Genomic DNA, 16,535 nt, shown 5'->3' with positions numbered 1-16,535 from the left:
GACAAACCCGCCGCGCTGACCGCCCTACGCGAACACGTCCAGGCCACCGCCACCTGCTACATCGGCGGCGGCGACGGCGAGGAAGACGTCTTCCTCCACCTGAGCGGCCCCGACACCGGCATCCGCGTGGGCCAGGGCCCCACCGTGGCCGCCCACACCGTCCCCGACACCCCCGCCGCCGCCGCGCTGCTCAGGGCCCTGGCCACCGAACGACGCACCTGGGTGCACGGCGAACACCCCACCCCCATCGAGCGGATGTCGCTGCTGTCCAACCACGCCTCGGTCGCCCTGGTAGGCCCCGACGCCCGCCTGGCGTGGCTGTGCCACCCCCAACCCGACTCCCCCGCGGTCTTCGCCGAGGTCCTGGGCGGACGCGGCGCGGGAGTGTTCGCGATCGCCCCCGCCCACGGCGGCCAACCCCTGGGCCAACGCTACGAACCCGGCACGATGACCGTGCGCACCCGCTTCTCCCGCCTGGAGGTCACCGACTACCTCGCCCCCGCCACCGCCCCCGCACGCACCGACCTGGTCCGCGTCATCGACGGCACCACCCCGGCCACCGTCGAGTTCGCGCCCCGCCCCGACTTCGGCCGCACCCCCGTGCGGCTGCGCCCCCACCCCCAGGGGCTGGCGGTGCGGGGCGCCCCGTTCCCGATGGTGCTGCACGCCCCCGGGGTGGACTGGGTCATCGACCACGACGAAGGGGGCGACACCGCCCGCGCCCGCGTCCACCCCACCAGCCAGGCCCCGGTGGTGCTGGAGTTGCGACTGGGAACGGCGCGGGTGGACGCTGGCGGCGAGCCCGACCAGCGCAGGCGAGAGGCGGTACGCGAGCACTGGGCGGGCTGGCTGGACACCCTGACCCTGCCGGTGACCGCCCACGACCTGGCCGCCCGCTCCGCGCTCACCCTGCGCGGGCTGTGCACCCCCTCGGGCGGGGTGATGGCGGCGGCCACCACCTCGCTGCCCGAGGAGATCGGCGGGGTGCGCAACTGGGACTACCGGTACTGCTGGCTGCGCGACGCGGCCCTGACGGTGCGCTCGCTGGTGTCGCTGGGGTCGACCGCGGAGGCGGACGCGTTCTTGGACTGGGTGCACCGGGTGGTGGCCACGCTGCCCTCTCCTGAGCTGTTGCGGCCGTTGTACACGCTGGCCGGCACGAACCTGGGCCCTGAACAGGTGATCGAGAACCTGGCGGGGTACGCCGGGTCGCGTCCGGTGCGGGTGGGCAACGCCGCTGACCGCCAGGTGCAGTTGGACGTGTTCGGGCCCGTGGTCGAGCTGATCGCGGACCTGGCCCACGGGCGCGGGGCGCTGGCCGACCGGGACTGGGAGCTGGTGGCGGCGATGGCCGAGGCGGTGGCCAGGCGCTGGCACGAGCCGACCACGGGATCTGGGAGGAGCGCGACGAGCCCCGCCAGCGGGTGTACTCCAAGGTGATGTGTTGGGTGACGTTGGATCGGGCGGTGCGGTTGGCCTCGCGGTTCGGTCGGCGGGTGGATCCGGTGTGGGAGCCGTTGGCCGCCGATATCGCCGCGGAGGTCGTGGCCAAGGGGTGGAACGAGGCGGTGGGGGCGTACACCACCGCCTACGACGGTGAGGATCTGGACGCGGCGTCGCTGCACATCGGTCTGTCCGGGCTGTTGGACCCGGCGGACGAGCGGTTCCAGTCCACGGTGACGGCGATCGAGGCCGGGCTGCGGCACGGTCCGACCGTTTACCGGTATCGGCGTGATGACGGTCTGCCGGGGGGTGAGGGCGGTTTCCATCTGTGCACGGCGTGGTTGGTCGAGGCCTACCTGTTGACCGGGCGTCGGGCCCAGGCGGAGGAGTTGTTCGCGCATCTGGTGGACCGTGCGGGGCCCACGGGGTTGATTCCCGAGGAGTTCGATCCGTGCGCGGAGCGGGCGTTGGGCAATCATCCGCAGGCGTACTCGCATCTGGGGTTGATCCGCTGCGCCCAGCTGTTGGACCGGTGTGCCTGAGCCGGTTCGGCCCGCGCTGTGGTTCGGCCCGCGCTGTGGTTCGCCCGCGCTGTGGTTCGCCCGCGCTGCGGTTCGCCCGCGCTGCGGGCCGGGCGCGGGCCGAACCAGCTAACCAGCGGGTAGGGTGCGCCCACGCAGCAACGCCCGGAAGGCGGCCCCATGACCACGACAGGCACCACCCTGACCCGGCGGGCGGTCAACCGCGCCACCCTGGCCCGGCAGTACCTCCTGCGCCGCGTCGACCTGCCGGTCGCCGAGGTCGTCACGCACCTGGTCGGCCTCCAGGCCCAGACCACGCACACCTGGTACACCGGTCTCCAGAGCCGGATCCTGGACCTGGACCCGCACGCGGTCGGACGAGCTCTCACCGACGGCGAGCTGGTGCGCGCCACCCTCATGCGATCGACGCTCCATCTGGTGACCGGGCATGACTTCGCCCGGCTGCGGGCGACCGTGCAACCGGCCATCAGCCGTGACCTCGCCCACAGCGGCCACGGCCGGGCCACGCGCGGCCTCGACCTCGACGCCGTGGCCGCGGCCGGCCGCGCGTGTTGGAGGAGCAACCGCTCACCCCCGCCGACCTCGGCGCACGGCTCGTCGAGCGGTGGCCCAACGTGCCGGGCGACGACCTGGCCTACGTCGTCCGCTGCCACCTGCCGGTCGTGCAGGTCCCGCCGCGTGGTGTGTGGGGGGCGTCCGGGCCGCCGGCGCTCGCCCCGGCCGACACGTGGACCGGGCTGGCGCTGGACACCCGGCCCGATCCCGAGGCGCTCGTCCTGCGCTACCTGGCCGCGTTCGGTCCGGCGACGGTGAAGGACGTGCAGGCCTGGTCCGGGCTGACGCGACTGCGCGAGGTCGTCGACCGCCTCCGCGACCAGTTGGTCGTGCTGCGCGGCGAGGACGGCGAGGAACTCCTCGACCTGCCCGGCGCCCCGCGTCCGGACCCCGACACCCCCGCCCCCGTGCGCTTCCTGTACGACTTCGACAACCTCCTGCGGGGCCACGCCGACCGGAGCCGGGTCATCTCCGCCGACGGGCTCAGGCGGATCTCCGCGCGCAACGGCATGCCGCCCGCCACGGTCCTCGTCGACGGTGAGGTGCGCGCCGCGTGGACGGTGGTCCGGGCACCCGGATCGGCGACCGTCGAGGTCGCGCCGTTCGAACCGCTGAACCCCGCGGTGACCGACGAGGTGGTCGAGGAGGGACTGCGGCTGCTGCGGTTCCTGGAGCCGGACCGCGACCAGCACGCGATTCGCGTCATCGACGCCGGGTGACCCATCCCGGGATGAAATGTCCACGCCTGTCCGGCCCACGGGAGACACGGGCGGATATGGAAGGATTCTCGGGTGACTGAAGAGTTCCGCGCCGCGTTCCAACGCGTCCTCGACACCGCCGCAAGCCAGGCGCCCGAGTTCCCCTCCGCCGTGCACGACGTGTTCCGGCTGTCCTCCCAGGTGTCCAGGGACGAACTCGCCACCGCCATGGAGGCGCTCGCACCGGTGCTCGCCGACTGCGAATCCGTCGCGGGCGTGGCCGCCGACCTGGCCGTCCTGGCCGGGGCACTGGTCGAGTCGGGTGCCCCGGCGGGCCAGGTCGGGCTTGAGGTACTGCGCCAACTGGGGAGCTACGGCCAGGCCGCCGTGGCGTTCATGCACGCGTGGGACAAGACCGGCGGTGGGGCGCTGCCCGCGCCGCACACCGTGACGGAGGCCGAGGAGAAGCGGGTCGAGGAGGTCCTCGGGGACAACGCGCCGCTGGCCACGGTCGGCTGGTGGACGTCGCAGCGGTACGGACTGGCCGCCAAGGCCATGCTGGGCGACTCCGACGTGCGCGCGGCCGTGCGCGGGGACGCCAGCGCCCTGGAGGGCCTGAGCCAGATCGTGCGGGCGCTGTCCACACAGCTCAGCGAGTTCGGCGAGGTCCGTGAGCTGCTGCGCATGGCCGAGGTGAGCCGGGTCCTGGTCCTCGACCGGGCGTCGTGGCGCGGGTTCCGTGTGCGCTTCGACGGACTGGGCGACAACTTCCAACTGCACACGCTGCTCGCGGACGCGCTGATCGGCAAGGAGGGACGCGGGCTTCCGGGGACGCGCCCCGACCCCCGGTGGAGCGCCGCGTCCCGGAACGCGCCCGGCGACCCGCTGGCGGACGTCGTGCGCGGCGAGTGGGACCTCGTCGGCGGCGACGGCACGTGGGTCGGGAACGAGGCCGTTCCCGGGGACATCCCGCTGGTCGAGGGTGAACGGGTGCTGGTCCTGGAGCCGCAGTCGCTCGCGCACTCGTGGCGGGCGGGACGCCGCCACCCGCACATCCCCGGGTCGTTGGAGATCCTGGAGGAGCTGCACCCCGACGAGGCCGCCGCGTGGTGGTCGCGCACCCACCCGGCGGGATCGGTGCGTCACCCGCTGGCGCCGCCGATCGAACACGACGACACGGGTTCGCAGCGCGCCCCCCGCCACTTCGGTGTGGCCGCGCACTTCGCGGAGGTCGATGCGGGCCCGCCGTCGGCGCCGTTCGACGTGCTGCCCCCCGAAGGGGACGACGAGCCCCGGACAGGCGGCGGGTTCGTAGACGCGGACGGGTTCGGCGCACCCGCGAGCCCCGGCGCCGTCTGGGCCACGGACGGTGCCGCCGAGGAACCGGCCGGTCAGCCCGATGCCATCTGGGCGACGGACGGTGCCGCGGAGCAGAGCGGGTCCCCCGAGCGGGGAGCCACACACGGGTCCAACGAGTCCAGCGAGCCCCACGCCAGGCCCGAAACGCGCGAGGCCGCCGGGTCCAGCGGCTTCGGCGGGACCGATGGATCCGTCCTTCCTTGGGACACCGACGAGCACCACGATCCCGACGGTTTCCGGACGCCTCGCGAGGCCACGGTGACGGGTGGAGTCGGGGACTCCGATGGGTTCCTGGCGCCCGGTGAAAACTGGACGGCGGACGGCGCCGCTGAGCGGATCCAGCCGCCCGAGCCGGAGCTCGCGCCCGAACCCCACCCGTGGGCGGCCGAACCGCCGCCCACGCCCCCGAACCGCCGTCCCCCGGAGACGGCCGACCGCCCGGCGCGCACCTGCTCCCGCCGATGCCCCCGAACGTCTCGGAGAGCCATCAGTGGGCCCCGTCGTGGCGCTGGCCCCTGCCCCCGGTGCCCAGAACCCACCACGACCCCGGGTAGCCCCTGGTGGACGCCGCGCACCCGCGGGCGTCCGGATATGACAACCGTCATGTCGCGCGCGCCGCGTCTCGCATCCCGACACGGTGACGCGTGCCACTACGACCCCCGGGTCCATCACGACATGCTGGGAACCATGGCGACGCAGAGGAACACCGACCCGACCGACGGCACGTCCGCGGCCGGCCAGCCCGACGACACCACCACGACCGACGAAGCCCCCGTCGACCCAAAGGCCGCGGCCAGGGCCAGACGCGAGGAGGAGGCCCGCGAGGCCCTCCGCGCGATCAAGCCCTGGAAGGGCAAGGCGACCCGGCAGGACAAGGCCCTGCTCGCCTGCGCCATCGGCATCCCGGTCTTCTTCCTCGCCCTGACCCCGGTCAAGCCGCTCCTCATCGCCGACCACCCGATCGGGCTGGCCTTCCTCACCGGCAGCAACGCCGCCATCGGCGCAGCCGCGGCCTACTCCTCGCTCGGGCGGATCCCCCTCTGGCTCGTCCTGGTCGCGGGCGTCTTCGGCAAGGTCAAGCTCGACTGGCTGTTCTGGTGGGTCGGCCGGCGCTGGGGGCGCGGCTTCATCAACCTCCTCGCGCAGGGCGAGCGGGCCCAGAAGTTCGCCGACAAGGCACACGACCTCAACCCGTGGATCATCCGCATCGCCCTCACGCTCTCCTACCTGCCGGGCATCCCCGCCGCCCTCATCCACGTCACCGCGGGCTGGACGGGCATGCGCCTGCGCACCTTCTTCCTCTTCGACGCCCTCGGCGCCCTCCTGCTCACCGGGACCGTGGCGGCGGTGGGCCACGCGACCGGGCAGGCCGGGGTCGACATCGTCCTCCTCGTCGACCGCTACGCCCTGTGGCTCACCTTCGCGATCATCTTCGCGATGGCCTTCTGGCCCGTGGTCAAGCAGCGGCGCGCGGAGAAGGCCAGGCGCGAGGCCGCGGCAGGCGCGACCGCCAAGGAGACCGCGTAGGCCGTCCGCGTCCGCTCACCCACGAGCCGGGGCCGCACGGCTAGGCTGGCGTTCGGCAATCCGACACCCCGGGCCTGCCGACTGCCTGGGTGCGTCACGAGCACACTCAAGGAGAGATCCCGTCATGGGACAGCGACACTTCGATCTGGTGGTCCTCGGCGCTGGTCCGGGCGGCTACGTCGCGGCGATCCGCGCGGCCCAGCTCGGGCTGAACACGGCCGTCATCGAGGAGAAGTACTGGGGCGGCGTCTGCCTGAACGTGGGCTGCATCCCCTCCAAGGCGCTCCTACGCAACGCCGAGCTGGCCCACCTGTTCCGCACCGAGGCCGACCAGTTCGGCATCAAGGTGGACGGCACGGTGGAGTTCGACTTCGGCAAGGCCCACAGCCGCAGCCGCGAGGTGGCCGAGGGCCGCGTCAAGGGCGTCCACTTCCTCATGAAGAAGAACGACATCACCGAGCTCAACGGACGAGGCACGTTCCTCGACGCCAACACCGTCGAGGTACGCGGGCAGGACGGCTCCACCGAGTCCGTCACGTTCGACCACGCGGTGATCGCCGCCGGATCCTCCACCAGGCTCATCCCCGGCACCGAGCTCTCCGAGCGGGTCGTCACCTACGAGGAGCAGATCCTCGACGACACCCTCCCCGAGAGCATCATCATCGCGGGCGCGGGCGCGATCGGCGTCGAGTTCGCCTACGTCCTCGCCAACTACGGCGTCGACGTCACCATCGTCGAGTTCCTCGACCGCATGGTCCCCCTTGAGGACGAGGAGGTCTCCAAGGAGCTGGCCCGCGCGTACAAGAAGCTCGGCGTGAAGGTCATGACCTCCACCCGCGTGGAGGCGGTCGACGACACCGGCAGGAACGTCCGCGTCACCGTCAGCACGACCGACGGCCAGCAGCGGACCCTGGAGGCCGACCGCCTGCTCCAGGCGATCGGCTTCGCGCCGAACGTCGGGGGCTACGGCCTGGAGAACACCGGCGTCCAGCTGACCGAGCGCGGAGCGATCGACATCGACTCCCGCGGCCGCACCAACGTCCCGCACATCTTCGCGATCGGCGACGTCACCGCCAAGCTGATGCTCGCGCACACCGCCGAGGCCATGGGCGTGGTCGCGGTGGAGACCATCGCGGACGCCGAGACGCAGGAGGTCGACTACCGCTTCGTCCCGCGGGCCACCTACTGCCAGCCGCAGATCGCCAGCTTCGGCTACAGCGAGACGGAGGCGCGCGAGGCCGGGTACGACGTCCAGGTCGCCAAGTTCCCGTTCATGGCCAACGGCAAGGCGCACGGCCTGGGCGAGACCCGCGGCTTCGTCAAGATCGTCTCCGACGGCAAGTACGGCGAGTTCCTCGGCGCCCACATGATCGGCCCGGACGTCACCGAACTGCTGCCCGAGCTGACCCTGGCCCAGCAGTGGGACCTGACGGTGCACGAGGTGTCCCGCAACATCCACGCGCACCCGACGCTCAGCGAGGCGGTCAAGGAGGCCGTGCACGGCCTGGCCGGGCACATGATCAACCTCTGACCGGACTGCGACGCGTGGGCGGCGGGAACGCGGACTCGGCCGCGTCGGCGGGGAGCCCGGGAGACTTGCTAAGTTTCCCTGTGACCCCCGCCGGAGCCTCTCCCGCCGCCCGGCGCTCCCCGAGCCGAAAGCCACCCATGCGCCTGATCCCCTCCACCCCCCTGTCGTGCCTGGGCACGGCCGTTGTCGCCGTCGTGGTCGGCGGAGCCGTCCTCGTCGGCTTCGGCGTGATCGACCTCGACCTGGACCTGAGCCTGCCCGGCGGCGACGTGGAGAACCCGCTGGACTGGATGGCCGACGCCGTCCCGAGCGCGGAACCGAGCGACGGGGCCGAGGAGAGCCCGGACGCCTCCGGCTACGCCCTGCCCGAGTCGTGCGCGGGCATGGCCGAGGTCGTGGGCGACCTGGCCCCGGGCCCGGTCCTGACCGAGGAGGTCGGCCCGGTCGAGGGGATCGACGGCGCCGAGCAGGTGGTGTGTTCGTACGGCGACGGCGCCGCCGCGTCCGACCGTCCCGTGCTCACCGTGGTGTTCACCCTGGGCGCCGACCCGAGCGCCAACCCGGACGTGGTCCAGCGCCCGGCGCGAGGAGCGGATGAACTGGGAGGTGGACGTCGACGTCGACGTCGACTCCTACCACACGGACGAGTCCGACAGCCTGGGCGCGGACCTGGAGTACGTGGGAACGGTCGACGGCTCCAGCCGCAACCTCTACCTGTCGCTCCCCGGTGACCTGCACGTGACCGCGATCTCCACGCACGGCGAGGTCCCGCGCGAGGACCTGGAGCGGGTCGTCATGGCGGCCGCGGAGCGGATCAGGGGCTGAACTCCACCGCCGACCGATCCGCCGCCCGGCGTCGCACGCACGAGGGGCGCGCCCGCACGCTTGGGCCGCGCCCCTCCCGCCTCAGCCGCGGGAAGCCGGTCAGAACTCGACCGGGACCTCCTCGAACTCACCGAACGGCCCGGCGCGCAGCGTCAGTCGCTCCACGTCCACCGCGGGGGCCGGGAACACCGCGACCAGATCGTAGGTGTTGCCGGGTTGGAGCAGGTGCACCTCCTCGGCGAAACTGCTGTGACGGCCCTCGCCGAAGTCCATCTGCGCCACGTACCGCACCAGGCCGATCTCCGGCTCCAGCAGCTGGAACCCGCCGAGCGTGCCCTTGTTGAACTGCTCCGGGCCGCCGGCCATGATCGACTCCGTGCCGCCCAGGTCCGGGATCCGCGGCTGGTCGCCGGTGTTGGTCAGCGAGAACGTCCCGATCACGTAGGCGCCGTCGCGGCGCAGCGGGTAGACGTCCATGCGGACGCCGTCCAGCTCGCCGCTGGCCACCACCGAACCCGGGTCGTCGGTGTAGGGGGCCGGCCAGGTGACGTTGCGCTGGGCGGCGCCGATGGCGTCGTCGTCGTAGTCCTCCTCGTCCGAGACCTCCGTCGAGGTGTCGTAGACGTAGGAGAACTCGACGCGGCGGTTGCGGGCGCGGGCCTGCTCGTCGTCGGGGCCGCCCTCGCGCGCGATCGGCTCGTCCATGCCGCGCCCCTCGACCTCCAGGGCGTACCCGGAGCCGATCTCCTCCGCGAGCAGGTCGCGGACGGTCTCGGCGCGGTCGACGGACAGGGCGTCGTTGTAGGAGGCGCCGCCGATGCCGTCGGTGTGGCCCACGACCGTGATGGTGGGGTCGTCGGGATCGACGTTGGCGGTGAGGGTGGCGGCCGCGCGCCGGACCACCTCCTCCGCCTCCTCGGTCAGGTCCGAGCTGTCGAACGCGAACATCACGTCCGAGTGCAGCGAGATGATCTCGCGGTCGCCGTCACGGGTGGTGGAGGCGACCTCGGAGTCGACGAAGCTCTGCACCCACCCCTCGTCGGCCACGGCCTCCTCGTCGGGGCGGCGGTTGGCGAAGGTGAGGTTCTCGCCGCTCGGCGGAGGGTCGTCCAGGGTGAGGTGGTCGGCGCCGTTCGGGTCCTCGGGGTCCGGCCGCTCCTCGTCCACGTCCTGGACCGGGATCCCGGTCATCGCGCCCAGCCCGCTGCCGAGGAAGGTCACCTGCTCGACCTCGTCGGGCAGGCGCGGGAAATAGCGCACGTACTCGTTGGTGACACCGTCGTGCACAGGGTACAAACCGTCCCCGTTCGGGCTCTGCGACCCGTACTTGAGACCGTCCTCGTCGAGGAACTGGCGGTACACCCGGCCGGTGAGGGGATCGATCAGGGTGTGCGCCATGCTCAGGTTCCGGTTGGGACCCGAGAACTCGTCCGAGTAGGTCACCTCGTAGTACATGACCGTGTGGTCGCCGGTGCGCTCCAGGCCCGTGATCGAGAAGGTCATCTCACTGTCCTGACCCGTGTCCTGGAAGATCCGGCCCTCGCGGACGTAGGGGAACTCCTCCCGGACCTCGGGCGGGCCCGACGCCCCGCCGAATGTCGCGGACCACCAGTCCGCCGTGGCCGTGCAGCCGCTGAGCAGCAGGGCTCCCGATACGGTCAGCGCGACCGCGGTCACGGTCGTCTTCCGCGCCATGTGGGGGAACTCCGATCGTTGAGGGGACGTACCGGCAACATCCTCCACCAGTCGGGCACCCGGACCGACCACCCGTCCCCCGTGGAACCAGGAAAACCTGCGGCGAGAAAATCCCTCCGCCGACCAATCCGGCTCCGCCCCGGGGTCCGAATCCCCCACGTGACCATCGAGACGCGGGGAGCCACCGCACCGCACGAGCGCCGACGCCAGACCGTCGTCGCGCCGGCGTCGGCCTGCTCACCGCCGGGGCGGCCCTCGGCGCGGGCGGGCTGGCCGCCGGTGTCCTGGGGACCGCGTCCCCGGTGGTCTCCGTCGGCGACGCGCTCGTCGACAACAGCCCCCCGGCGCTCATGCGCCTGGCGATCTCGATCCTCGGCACGGCCGACAAGCCCGTGCTGCTCACGGGGATCGTGGTCGTGCTCGCCGTGTCCGGCGCCGTCCTGGGGATCGCGGCGCTCCGGCGCCCGGTCCTCGGACACCTCGGACTGGCGATCCTGGCGGCGGCGGGTGCGGCCGCCGTCCTCCTGCGCCGCGCCGACGACCCGGGAGCCGTGGTCCCGGTCCTCGTCGGCGCGGTGTCGGGAGCCTTGGGGCTGGCGCTCCTGCTCAGGAGCGCCCACCGATACCTCCGTTCCGGGGAGGAGGGGAACACGACGGCGCGGGCGGCGGCGCGGAGGGAGGCGCTCCCCATCGCACGCGCCCCGGGAAGGCGCGGATTCGTCCTGACCGCCACCGGGGTTCTGGGGGCGTCCGCCGCCGCCGGCGCCGTCGGCCACTGGGTTCCCCGGCTACTGGGGGGTGGCCCCGCGGGTTCGGCCCCGACCCTGCCCGAACCCGCGGTGGCCCTTCCTCCGCTGCCCGCCGCGACCGAACTGGGCGTCCCCGGGCTCACCCCCTTCACCACCCCCAACTCCGACTTCTACCGGATCGACACCGCCCTCACCGTTCCCCGAACGGACCCGTCGAGGTGGACCCTGAGAATCCACGGGATGGTCGACCGCCCGTTCGAGATCACCATGGACGAACTCCTCACCCTGCCGTTGGAGGAGGCCGACATCACCCTCTCCTGCGTGTCCAACCAGGTCGGCGGCGACCTGGTCGGCAACACCCGTTGGCTGGGGGCGCCACTGGCGGCGCTCCTCAGGCGGGCGGGCGTCCACTCCGGCGCCGACCAGATCCTCAGCACGTCCTCCGACGGCTGGACCTGCGGGACCCCCACGGAGGTCGTCATGGACGGACGCGACGCACTCGTCGCCGTCGGCATGGGCGGCGAGCCCCTACCCGTCGAACACGGCTTTCCGGCCCGGATGATCGTCCCCGGACTGTACGGCTTCGTCAGTGCCACCAAGTGGATCACCGACATCCGGCTGACCCGCTTCGCCGACGAACGGGCCTACTGGGCCCGACGCGGATGGGGGGTCCGCGCGCCGATCAGGACGATGTCCCGTGTGGACGTGCCCTCGCCGCTCGGTCGGGTGGCGTCGGGCGACGTCGTCCTGGCCGGGGTGGCCTGGGCACAGCACCGGGGCGTCGCCGCCGTCGAGGTCCGGGTCGACGGCGGCGCGTGGTGGGAGGCCGAGCTCGCCCGTGTCCCGGGCATCGACACCTGGGTCCAGTGGGTCGCCGAGACATCGGTGGCGCCTGGGCGACACGACGTTCAGGTACGGGCAACCGACGCCTCCGGCGCCACCCAGCCTTCCGCCAGGGCCGAACCGATTCCCGACGGCGCCACCGGTTGGCACCGCATCGGGTTCGTCGCGGACTGAACCAGACCGCACCCCCTCGCCGCATCCGCGGCGATCGCATTCGCACGAGTCAAGGGAGATATCCATGATCCGCACGAACATCCTCGCCACCGCCGCGTCCGGGGCCGTCCTCGCCCTCGGGCTCACCGCCTGCGGGAGCATGGGAGGCGAGGAGGCCACCGACTCCGCGTCGCCCGAGGAGACGCGGGAGACCGCGGAGGGGACCGCCGGCGGCGGCATGTCCGCGACGGAGGCGTTCGGCCCCGGCTGCGCCGCGGTGCCCGAGGAAGGGGCTGGCAGCTTCGAGGGCATGGCCCAGGACCCGGTCGCGACCGCCGCCTCCAACAATCCGGTCCTGTCCACGTTGGTCACGGCGGTGGGTGAGGCCGACCTCGTCGACACGCTCAACTCGGCGGAAGACATCACGGTGTTCGCCCCCACCGACGACGCCTTCGCGGCGATCCCCGAGGAGGACCTGAACGCCCTCCTCGCCGACCGCGAGCAGCTCACGGAGGTGCTGACGTACCACGTCGTCGAGGGCAGGCAGACCCCCGCCGACCTGGAGAACGGGTCGTTCACCTCGCTCCAGGGCGGGCAGGTCACCGCCGAGGGCTCCGGGGAGGACTACACCGTCAACGGGGACGCCCGGGTGGTGTGCGGCGACGTGCGGACCGCCAATGCCACGGTGTACATCGTCGACACGGTGCTGATGCCGTCCTAGGGCGTGTGCCGCGGACGGCGCCCGTCACGCGGCGGGGCAGGTGTCCGCGGAACACTCCCTGAGGCCCGCCGCCGTCCGGGCGGTCCGCGCGCTGACGCCGGACCGTCCGGACCCCGTCCCCGACCGCCCGCGAGAGGAAGTGAGTAGATGGACGAGGATGCCGTGCGGCCCCTCGACATCGGAGTCGTCGCCCAGGGGCCGCCGAGCGCCAGACTCGGCGGCCTGCTGCGGCGCGTGGCGCGCGGAGACGACGAGGCCTTCGACGAGGTCTACGGGCTGGTGAGCCCCTCCGTCTACGGGCTGGCACGCCGGATCCTGCGCGATCCGGCCCAGTCCGAGGAGGTCGCCCAGGAGGTCCTGGTGGAGATCTGGCGCACGGCCTGCCGCTTCGACGAGAACCGGGGCAGCGCTTTGGCCTGGGTGATGACGCTGGCCCACCGCAGGGCGGTCGACCGCGTCCGCTCCGAACAGGCCGCCGCCGACCGGGAGGCCCGCGCCGCGGCGTCCGAGACCCACCGCCCCTTCGACGAGGTGGCGGAGGAGGTGGGTGACCGGCTGGAGCGCGAACGCGTCCGGCGGTGCCTGGACACGCTCACCGACCTCCAGCGTCAGTCCGTCCGCCTGGCCTACTACGGCGGGTACACCTACCGGGAGGTCGCCCGGCTCCTGGCCACGCCGCTGGGCACCGTCAAGACACGGATGCGCGACGGACTGATCCGACTACGAGACTGCCTGGGGGTGGAGTGGTGAGGAGATCGCTGAGCCAGGACCCGCACCGGCTGTCGGGGGCCTACGCGCTCAACGCCCTCGGGCCCGACGAACGCACGCGTTTCGAGGACCACCTCGCCACGTGCGCGTCCTGTGTGCAGGAGGTCCGGGGCTTCTCCGAGACCGCCGCCCTGATCGGCCGGGCGGCGGCCCGGACCCCGCCCGAGGGACTGCGCGAGCGCGTCATGGCGGAGGTCGCGCGGACGCGCCAGTTGGCCCCGCCTCCGGAGCGCCTGCCCGAACCCGGCCGACGCGGGTGGGGACGGGGCCCGTGGCTGGTGCTCGCCGCCTGCGTGGCCGTGGTGGTCGCGCTCGGAGCGGCGGTGGTCGACCAGTTCGGCCAGGTGCGGGATCTGCGGGAGCGGGAGCGGCTCATCACGTCGGTGCTCACCGCGCCCGACGCCGCGTACACGTCCGGCGAACCCGAGGAGGGCGTCAGCATGACGGTCGTCCACTCCGAGGAACGCGGGCGGATCGTGTTCGGCGCCCAGGGGTTGGCGGACCTGGACGGGCGCGACTACCAGCTCTGGATCACGCACGAGGACGGGGCCGTCACACCCGCCGGCCTCATCGCGGTCGACGACCGGGGCGCGTCCGTTCCCGTCGTCGCCGACGCCGCGGCGGAGGACGCCCAGGGCGTGGCCGTCACGATCGAGCCCGAGGGCGGTTCCGAACAGCCGACCACGGAACCCATCGCGGCGATGGCCTTCGAGGGCTGAACGCCGTCAACCCGCGGCCTGGCGGGTCGCTCTCCCGTCAGGCCACGGAGGCCTCCTCGGGGCGGGGCAGGGCGCGCATCGCCGGGGTGAGGCTGCACAGCGCGGCCACCCCGGACACGCACGCCATCGTCAGGAAGACCCAGCGGGGTCCGGCATGGTCGAAGACGATCCCGACACCGAGGATGCCCACCGGCTGGGACAGCATCGCCAGGAACATGACCGCTCCCAGGACGCGCCCCTGGAGGTCGTCACCCACCGAGGCCGCCACGTAGCCGTAGAACACGGCGTTGGCGCAGGGGACGGCGGCGAACACGCACCCGACGATCGCACCGAGCAGGACCGCGTTGGGCGCTGCGAGGAGTGTGAGCGCTCCCACGGGCGCCGACCACGCCGCCACCAGGAAGGTGGTGGAGGGGCGCACCCACCGGACGACCGCCCCGGACACCAGCGCCCCCAGCAGCCCTCCCGTCCCCGCCAGGGAGACGGTCATGCCGATCTGGAGGTGGCTGGCGCCCTGGCTCTCGGCGGTCGCGATGATGGCCAGGAACGCTCCCGTCTGCGTGAACACCAGGTTGACACCCATTCTAAAAACACACCCACAACACACAAGAAAACGCGCTGATCACACGATCAGCTTCGCTTCCTGCAGGACGGCGCGCTCCGACTCCGGCAGCCGGCCCGACGCCGCAGCGATCTCCTCAACCCCCCACGCGGTACTGATCCGTAGCCACGCCTGCTCGGAGTCAACGCGCCACGCTTCCATCTCCACCAGTTCCCCCACCATCCGGTTCCGGGACCACACCGGCAGGGTCGGCCACTCGTCCAACAACTCCCGCATGACGGGGAGGTACTCCTCTGGGCGTTTCTTCTGCTTCGCCTGTGCCTTCGCCTGGGCGAGCTCCTGGGCAAGCGCTGCTTCCTCCTGCTCAGTCTTGTCACGCGTGCGGCGGTAGACGTCATCCTTAATGTCGCCTAGGGCGTGCTTCACAGCGAGCCCGTCGAGAGTGTCACGCGCCCGCTTCAGTCTCGCCTGCAGGTCCTCGACAACCGCCTTCGCAGACACCGCAGGAGGCTGGGCCGTATGCGATTCCACCGCGCCGGCGAGCTCATCCAGCCGCGCACGCTCCCGAGTCAGCAGATCCCACACCGCGTAGAGCACCCGCCCCCCGGCGACGGAGGTTCCTGGGGTTCCCTCCGGGCGGGGGCACCCGGACACCTTGTCCGGCATGCACCGCCACTGCGGGATCAGGTGCGGCGACCCGTAGCGCGGCTGAGCCCCCAGATGCCGGTCACACCACCGGCACTTGATGATGCCGGTCCAGTCGTAGCGCGGGTTGGCCGCGCGCCGGCCCTTCTTCTTGCCGGTGCGACGGCGGTCCTTGAAGGCCTCCCACACTGCGTCGCGCTCGTCGTCATCGTCGAACACGTGCGGGTGCGCACCCGGGTACTCCTTCTTGTTGGGGCACTGGACGGTCTCGCTCGACGGGTGGCCGGTGCACCGCGGGTCGTGTGCGACCAGGACCCCGCACCCGAACCCGCTGTCGAGCACGGCGTACGTCGATTGGATCAACCAGCGTCCGATGTTGCCGAGGGTGGACGGTACCCGTTCGTGGTTGAGCCAGCGGGCGATACCGCCGATGGGTGCGCCCTCGGCCGCCTCGCGGTACATGCGTGCGAGTTGGGGACTGGTGTCGCCCAGGGCGTACCGCTCGCCGAGGGGGTCTGCGGGGTCGTGGACCCAGGTGCCGCCGATCTTGATCTTGCCGAGGCGGTCGTACGCGAACCGTGGGATGCCTGTGTGCGGGAGGCCGCGGGCGATGCGGTGGGCATGGACGTCGCGCCACCCCTCGCCGATGAGGTCGGACTCGAACGCGGCGAGTTCGAGAAGGACTCCGCGGGTCAGCTTTCCGACGGCGGTGGTGGCGTCGACCTGCTCAGTCGCGGACAGCAGTTCTCCGCCGTTGCGTTCGAGGAGTGCGAGGTTGAGTTGGTTGTCGGCCCTGTTCCTGCCGAATCGGGAGTACTTCCAGACTCCGACCTTGCGGGCGCCTTCAGGACTGGTGCCGTTGGCGATGGATTCGATGATGGCGCTGATCTGGCGTTTGGCGAGTGTCCGGCCGGAGAGGTCGAGGTCGGCGACCCACCGGACGATCCGACAGCCGGTTCGTTTTCCCAGTTCGTTGATGTGGTCGGCCTGCATCTCCGGGGAGATCATGTCCTCTCGCGCTGTGCTGACGCGGATGTAGCCGATCATCGGGATCGTGCCGAGGGGGTCGCCCCCGTGGGTGATCAGGAGTGCGTCAAGGTCGATGTCGTAGGCGACGGCCATAGGGGGTCCTTCCTGTTCGGTTGTGGGCGCAGGGGGCGCCCTCGGCCCCCGTGGTCGGGGCGCCCCCTACGTCGGTGG

8 protein-coding genes and 4 pseudogenes are annotated in these 16,535 nt (G+C 72.2%); 9 read left to right on the top strand and 3 right to left on the bottom strand.

Annotation, left to right across the window (positions count from 1 at the left end; all coding sequences use genetic code 11):
• The first annotated feature begins 255 nt into the window (after positions 1-255).
• The 5 genes and pseudogenes from BJF83_RS31090 (at position 256) to BJF83_RS12985 (ending at position 8,480) form a co-directional block, all read left to right on the top strand.
• Positions 256-1,985 (top strand): annotated as a pseudogene (locus tag BJF83_RS31090) (glycoside hydrolase family 15 protein).
• 243 nt (positions 1,986-2,228) lie between these two features.
• Positions 2,229-3,259 (top strand): annotated as a pseudogene (locus BJF83_RS13005) (winged helix DNA-binding domain-containing protein).
• Positions 3,260-3,331: 72 nt separating this feature from the next.
• Entirely contained in the window at positions 3,332-6,124 is a 2,793-nt protein-coding gene (locus tag BJF83_RS31085; protein WP_394329330.1) for a VTT domain-containing protein, read from the top strand.
• 124 nt (positions 6,125-6,248) lie between these two features.
• The gene (gene lpdA, locus BJF83_RS12990; RefSeq protein ID WP_075926503.1) at positions 6,249-7,655 is read left to right on the top strand and encodes a dihydrolipoyl dehydrogenase; all 1,407 of its coding nucleotides are present in this window, start codon (positions 6,249-6,251) and stop codon (positions 7,653-7,655) included.
• A gap of 137 nt (positions 7,656-7,792) precedes the next feature.
• Positions 7,793-8,480: pseudogene (locus BJF83_RS12985) on the top strand (hypothetical protein).
• A 99-nt stretch (positions 8,481-8,579) separates the two neighbouring features.
• Here the strand turns inward: BJF83_RS12985 and BJF83_RS12980 are convergent.
• On the bottom strand, positions 8,580-10,175 hold the full coding sequence (locus tag BJF83_RS12980; RefSeq protein ID WP_075926502.1) for an OmpA family protein: 1,596 nt from the start codon (positions 10,173-10,175) through the stop codon (positions 8,580-8,582).
• A gap of 302 nt (positions 10,176-10,477) precedes the next feature.
• Between BJF83_RS12980 and BJF83_RS12975 the strand changes: the two genes are divergently transcribed.
• The 4 genes from BJF83_RS12975 (at position 10,478) to BJF83_RS12960 (ending at position 14,128) form a co-directional block, all read left to right on the top strand.
• Positions 10,478-11,941, top strand: a complete 1,464-nt coding sequence (locus BJF83_RS12975) for a molybdopterin-dependent oxidoreductase (protein ID WP_316042267.1) — start codon at positions 10,478-10,480, stop codon at positions 11,939-11,941.
• A gap of 64 nt (positions 11,942-12,005) precedes the next feature.
• Positions 12,006-12,641: a fasciclin domain-containing protein gene (locus BJF83_RS12970; RefSeq protein WP_075926500.1), complete on the top strand. Its 636-nt coding sequence runs from the start codon at positions 12,006-12,008 to the stop codon at positions 12,639-12,641.
• 147 nt (positions 12,642-12,788) lie between these two features.
• On the top strand, positions 12,789-13,391 hold the full coding sequence (sigK, locus tag BJF83_RS12965) for an ECF RNA polymerase sigma factor SigK (protein WP_075926499.1): 603 nt from the start codon (positions 12,789-12,791) through the stop codon (positions 13,389-13,391).
• Positions 13,388-14,128: an anti-sigma factor domain-containing protein gene (locus BJF83_RS12960; protein ID WP_262391509.1), complete on the top strand. Its 741-nt coding sequence runs from the start codon at positions 13,388-13,390 to the stop codon at positions 14,126-14,128. The genes sigK and BJF83_RS12960 overlap by 4 nt, the downstream gene beginning before the upstream one ends.
• Before the next feature lie 37 nt (positions 14,129-14,165).
• Here BJF83_RS12960 and BJF83_RS12955 read toward each other — a convergent pair.
• Together BJF83_RS12955 and BJF83_RS12950 are read right to left on the bottom strand one after the other, a co-directional pair.
• Positions 14,166-14,711: pseudogene (locus tag BJF83_RS12955) on the bottom strand (MFS transporter); the annotation flags it as partial.
• A gap of 39 nt (positions 14,712-14,750) precedes the next feature.
• Positions 14,751-16,457, bottom strand: a complete 1,707-nt coding sequence (locus tag BJF83_RS12950) for a recombinase family protein (RefSeq protein WP_075926498.1) — start codon at positions 16,455-16,457, stop codon at positions 14,751-14,753.
• Between the last annotated feature and the right edge of the window lie 78 nt (positions 16,458-16,535).

It is taken from the genome of Nocardiopsis sp. CNR-923, from assembly GCF_001942255.1.
GTDB lineage: Bacteria > Actinomycetota > Actinomycetes > Streptosporangiales > Streptosporangiaceae > Nocardiopsis.
This window is presented reverse-complemented; position numbering and strand designations above follow the sequence as displayed.

Excerpts from the sequence above, each read along its gene's own strand:
- lpdA (WP_075926503.1), top strand. The coding sequence starts at position 6,249 with ATGGGACAGCGACACTTCGATCTGGTGGTCCTCGGCGCTGGTCCGGGC.
- BJF83_RS12980 (WP_075926502.1), bottom strand. The coding sequence starts at position 10,175 with ATGGCGCGGAAGACGACCGTGACCGCGGTCGCGCTGACCGTATCGGGA.
- BJF83_RS12970 (WP_075926500.1), top strand. The coding sequence starts at position 12,006 with ATGATCCGCACGAACATCCTCGCCACCGCCGCGTCCGGGGCCGTCCTC.
- sigK (WP_075926499.1), top strand. The coding sequence starts at position 12,789 with ATGGACGAGGATGCCGTGCGGCCCCTCGACATCGGAGTCGTCGCCCAG.
- BJF83_RS12950 (WP_075926498.1), bottom strand. The coding sequence starts at position 16,457 with ATGGCCGTCGCCTACGACATCGACCTTGACGCACTCCTGATCACCCAC.